5 protein-coding genes are annotated in these 5,536 nt (G+C 65.1%); 4 read left to right on the forward strand and 1 reads right to left on the reverse strand.

Going from position 1 to position 5,536, the window contains the following annotated elements; all coding sequences use genetic code 11:
* Positions 1-519 (reverse strand): GNAT family N-acetyltransferase (locus ELR45_RS04005; RefSeq protein ID WP_165367457.1); only part of this gene is annotated, 519 nt, incomplete at its 3' end.
* 491 nt (positions 520-1,010) lie between these two features.
* On the opposite strand from ELR45_RS04005, the gene rox reads away from it, so the two are divergent.
* From rox to ELR45_RS04025, 4 genes are all read left to right on the forward strand, one after another.
* Entirely contained in the window at positions 1,011-2,558 is a 1,548-nt protein-coding gene (rox, locus tag ELR45_RS04010) for a rifampin monooxygenase (protein WP_129663662.1), read from the forward strand.
* A gap of 49 nt (positions 2,559-2,607) precedes the next feature.
* Positions 2,608-3,123, forward strand: coding sequence for a nucleoside deaminase (locus ELR45_RS04015; RefSeq protein ID WP_129663664.1), 516 nt, complete (start codon positions 2,608-2,610; stop codon positions 3,121-3,123).
* Positions 3,120-4,028 carry a TIGR03619 family F420-dependent LLM class oxidoreductase gene (locus ELR45_RS04020; protein ID WP_205855866.1) on the forward strand — a complete coding sequence of 303 codons (909 nt, stop codon included), beginning with the start codon at positions 3,120-3,122 and terminating at the stop codon, positions 4,026-4,028. Before ELR45_RS04015 ends, ELR45_RS04020 begins: the two co-directional genes overlap by 4 nt.
* Before the next feature lie 397 nt (positions 4,029-4,425).
* The coding region (locus tag ELR45_RS04025; RefSeq protein WP_240759152.1) for an AAA family ATPase at positions 4,426-5,536 on the forward strand (1,111 nt) is incomplete at its 3' end.

Consider the following 5,536-nt stretch of genomic DNA (forward strand, 5'->3'; position numbering starts at 1 on the left):
GCGGACGGCGCGCTCATCGACCGGTCGGGCCATGGTGACCCGCGGCCACGTGTCCAGCCCTCGGGTCGATTCCTCCTTGCGAATGGCCCGCAACCCGTCGGTCAGGTCCTCCTCGGCCAGAACACGGAAGCCCAGACGCTCGTAATACGGCGCGTTCCACGGCACCTGGGCATAGGTCGTCAGCGTCAGGCCGGCAAGCCCGCGCTCGCGAGCCCATCCGTCCGCGACGTCGATCAGCGAACGGCCGATACCTCGTCGCGCGTGGCTGGGATGGACGGAGACCTGCTCGATGTGCGCATGCTCGTCGACGACCTCGACGAGCAGATAGGCCACCGGCCGGTCGCTCTCATCGACGTAGACCCATGCCCGGTCCGCACGCTGGAACGTCGCCAGATCGTGCACCGACGGCGGCTCGTCGTCGGCGATCATGTCCATCCCGACATCGCGGAACGGAGCACCGGCCGCCCGTTCCACTTCCTGCAAGTATTTCAGGTCACCGGCTCGCGCATGGCGGATCATGGACGCACGCTACCGCATCGTCGGCCGCACCGGCTCCTGTCTTTCCATCATCGGCTCACACATGCCTGGGTTCCGATCCGCATAAGACGGGCGACGCTGCCAGATGGCCGATGTTGTTCACTGGTCAGCCTCCTTATCCTATCGGGCCCGTTACTGCGACAGTCTCCAATAAATAGCTGGATAGCATGCATCACGCGCAGAGAGGTCTTCCCAGTTGAGCGACGACCTTTGATACGTGTACAGAACTTTAGAATGAATTCACCCTGTACCGCACGGGCCCGTTCGGAGTCGTGATCACGTGGCTGGGAAAAGGATTGGACGGGGTGATGCTCGGCCTTGTAGCTTGCAGTGGACCGTGACACCGTCCGAGGAGGTGAGACCCATGAACGCTGCATCGATGTGGGTGCTCCCCTTCCCGTCACGGCCGGGCGAATGACGTAGGTGTCGCCGGGAGCGCCTCGACAACAAGGCGCTCACGAAAGGCAACACCTATGGACTCTCCACAATTCACCGCCAAGCCGTCGTCGAACGATACGGTCGAGCGCGACTTCACCGTGGGCGACGTCCCCGGACTCCGGTCGTCGACCTCCGGCGTCGATGGCGCGCCCCTCATGTTCGACGTGATCATTGCCGGGTGCGGGCCGACTGGCGCGATGCTGGCCGCCGAACTACGGCTGCACGATGTGCGGGTACTCGTTCTGGAGAAGGAAACCGAGCCCGTGTCGTTCGTCCGCATAGTCGGTCTGCATATTCGCAGTCTCGAGCTGATGGCCATGCGCGGACTGCTGGATCGCATTCTCGAACACGGAAGACAGCGTCCGGCCGGCGGATTCTTCGCCGCCATCCCCAAACCCGCGCCCCAGGGCCTGGATTCCGCGCACGCCTATCTGCTGGGCATCCCACAGCCGGTCATCGTTCACCTGCTCGAAGAACATGCGATCCAACTGGGTGCCCAGGTCCGGCGCGGTTGTGCGGCGGCCGATTTCGAGCAGGACGAAGAGGGTGTGACCGTCGAGCTGGCCGACGGCGAACAGCTGCGTTCGCGCTATCTCGTCGGCTGTGACGGCGGGCGCAGTACAGTGCGCAACCTGCTCCGCGTCGGCTTCCCCGGAGAGCCCTCGCGGACCGAGACGCTGATGGGCGAGATGGAAGTGGGTGTGCCGCAGGAGGAGATCGCCACCAAGATGACCGAGATCAGCGGGACCCACCAGCGAGTCTGGCTCCGGCCCGCAGGCGAAGGGGTCTATAGCGTCGTGGTCCCCGCCGCGGGAGTCAGCCAGGATCGCGCGGAGCCGCCCACCCTCGAGGATTTCAAACAGCAGCTGCGCACCATCGCCGGAACCGATTTCGGCGTGCACTCTCCGCGCTGGTTGTCCCGCTTCGGGGATGCCACCCGGCTGGCCGAGCGTTATCGGGTCGGGCGGGTGCTGCTGGCCGGCGATGCGGCACATATCCATCCACCCGCCGGCGGACAGGGCCTCAACCTGGGCGTTCAGGACGCATTCAACCTCGGCTGGAAACTGGCCGCACAGATCGGCGGCTGGGCGCCGGAAACACTGCTGGACACCTACCAGGCCGAACGTCATCCGGTCGCCGAGGACGTGCTGGACAACACCCGCGCCCAGATGGAACTGGGATCCGCCGAACCGGGCCCGCAGGCCGTGCGCAGGCTGCTCACCGAACTGATGGACTTCGACGAGGTGAACCGCTATCTGATCGAGAAGATCACCGCGATCGGTATCCGCTACGACTTCGGCGCAGGCCACGACCTGCTCGGCCGCCGCCTGCGCGACATCGACGTGAAACATGGCCACCTCTACGGCCTGCTGCATCGCGGCCGCGGCCTGCTGCTGGACCGCACCGAACACCTGAGGGTCGGCGGCTGGTCAGACCGGGTCGACTACCTCGCGGATCCCACCGCGGCACTGGACGTTCCATGCGTCCTGCTACGGCCCGACGGCCACGTCGCCTGGATCGGCCACGATCAGCAGGACCTGGACGACCACCTCTCCCGCTGGTTCGGCAAGCAAGCCAACTGATCTCGCCTGGCTTGAACTTGACGTCGGTGTCAAGGTTTATCGTTCAGGGATGGATCATGCGAACATCCACCCCGGCACGGACCCGGACCCGACAGATCCGGCGTTGCTGGCCCAAGCGGTGCGACTGGCGAGTGAGAACGGCGACACCGGACAGCTCCCGTTCGGCGCGCTCGTCGTCCGCGACGGTCTGATCCTCGCCACTGGCGTCAACACGGCATTGAAGGACCTCGACCCGACCGCCCACGCCGAGGTCGCCGCAGTCCGGAACGCGTGCGCCAGGCTCGAAGTGCTCCACCTCACTGGGACGACCATCGTGTCGAGTTGCGAGCCGTGCGCCGTCTGCCACGCCGTCGCCGCCTCGGTGGGTGTCGCACGGATCGTCTACGCCGCACCCAAGGAGATCATCCCCGATCTCCGCTACCCCGCGCCCGGTGACAACGCCACGCTGATGACCGGCATGCAGACAGGCCTGCGTGCCCTCGCACCAGAACAGATCGTCTACGTCCCCACCGACGGAGCGGACGAACCGTTCCGCCGCTACCTCGCCGCCAGGGAACTCTCATGATCAAGCTCGGTATCAACATTCGCAACTACGGCCCGCACGCGACGCCCGCCAACCTCCGCGAGTGGGTACGTTTCGCCGAGGACACCGGGTTCGTGCTCGGCGTGGTGTCCGACCACGTCGCACCAACCCCGGACGTCACCGAGATCTACCCCACCCCTTTCTACGATCCGTTCGCGACGCTGTCATGGATGGCCGGCATCACCGACCGGCTCGAGCTCGGCACGTCAGTGGTCATCGCGCCGTACCGGCATCCCCTGCATACCGCGCGTCTCGCCGCCAACATCGACCAGCTCAGCGGCGGACGCTTCATCCTCGGCATCGGCGTCGGATGGGCCGAGCAGGAGTTCGCCGCGATCGACGCGCCGTTCCGGAAACGGGGACGGATGACCGACGAGTACCTCGAGGCCGTAACCGCCGCCTGGACCAACGATGTCGTGTCGATGGACGGAGAGTTCGTCAGCTACAGCGACGTCAGCACCGGTCCGAGATCGGTCCGCACACCGCATCCACCGATCTGGGTGGGCGGGACCAGCCCGGGTGCGATCCGCCGAACAGCCCGGTTCGGCGACGCCTGGCATCCGAACAACGCCGAGCTCGGCTGGCTGCGAGACACCGGCCTACCGGCTCTCGGGGAGGCCGCCGGCGAGCTCGGGCGGCCGGTTCCCGCGTTCAGCCCGCGGATGCGGGCCCGGCTCAGCGAGCACGCCATCCCCGACGACGAGCGCCGTCCCGGCACGGGCACGCTCGGCCAGATCCTCGCCGACCTTGAGACCCTGACCGACATGGGAGCCGAGTACGTCGTGCTCGATCCCAACCCGGACCATCCGCGCGACGAGAGGCCACTCGCCGACGACTGGCGTGATCTGGGCATCATCGCGAAGCACGCGACTGAACTGTTCCACTGAGGCACAATGACCCGTCCACGCGACGCCTCGTAACCGACGCTTCATCGGACTCGAGGATTCGATGTGCCAAAACCCTACAGGTTCTGGCATATCGATGCGCCAAAACCCTACAGGTTCTGGCATATCGATGCGCCAAAACCCTACAGGTTCTGGCACAATTGCCGGCATGAGAGACGACGCCCTGAGAGCACTACTCCGCGACTCGAACCCGTGGTGGCTGGCCGCTGGCTCCAGAGGTGACGCACTCGCATGGGCTGAGCTAGATCCAACACTGACCAAACGAGCCAAATACGACCAAGGCTATCGAGCAGACGTTCTCGCTGACGTGGCTGCTGGACCGATCACCGACTCGTTGTTCGTTCTCCGGGGCCCCCGCAGGGTGGGAAAGTCCGTTGTAATGAAAGACCTGATCGTTCAACTATGTCGACGCCCGGATGTCAGTCTTTGGCAAATCATCTACTTCCCCGCCGACAACATGACAGACCAAGACCTGCGACGGTCGTTCGCTCTGGGCCGTGACCTCACCCGCTCCGCCGGAAACCAGACTCGCATCTGGCTCGTCGATGAGATCACGTCCGTTGCCGACTGGACGACGACGGTCAAATCTCTCCGCGACAACACGCCAATGGCACGCGACACCGTCATCCTTACTGGCTCCTCAGCCACATCTTCTGCGGCTGCGCTTCGCGACCTGGGCGCGGGCCGGGCCGGCGACACGAACACAAACCCGTTCCGGCTGCTCCTACCGATGTCGTTCTCCGAGTTCGTTCACGTCACCGACCCCGCCATACCCCGGCTGGACGTGGTTGCACCGTGGGAACTCCAGGCGGAAACGGTGGCGCAGACGGCTGCAGAGATGGACCCGTTTACCGACCTGCTCGATCTCGCATGGCAACGCTATCTGGAATGCGGAGGCTTCCCCCGGGCCGTTGGTGAACACACCAGGGCCGGAGCGGTCTCCGAGACGTTCGCCCGAGACCTGGTCGCCTGGCTGCGCACGGACGTTGATCCTGATGGGCCGCAGGAATCCGTCCCGTTACTACTTGACGCTCTACACCAAGGCACGACCAGCCCGATCAACATCCGCGCTACTTCCGAGCGTGTAGGCGTCAGTAGGGGAATCTTCGAGCGCAGACTCAACCGCCTGATTCACGCCTTCGGCGCCCTCCAATGCCCGCAACGCAATGACACGGGCGCACTGGTAGCGAGCGCGCAATCCAAGATCTACCTCATTGACCCCGTCTTCGCACAAATCGCTGCCGCAGTCCGCCCAGGGCTCGGGCAACGCGACTTCACCGCACTCACGGAGGCCGTCATCGCAACAACGCTCGCCCGCGTTATTGACGCGGCCTCTCCGGGCCGGCTTGTAGATGGAGACACCATCGGCTACGCCCGAACGGATCGAGGCAGGGAGGTGGACCTCTGCCCGGTACCCATCACCAGCCCGGACGGCGCGCGCCTCACGACACCTATCGAGTCGAAATGGGTAAGCTCCGGGTGGCGTTCAG

Origin of the sequence: Phytoactinopolyspora endophytica (assembly GCF_004138495.1) — a bacterium.
GTDB lineage: Bacteria > Actinomycetota > Actinomycetes > Jiangellales > Jiangellaceae > Phytoactinopolyspora > Phytoactinopolyspora endophytica.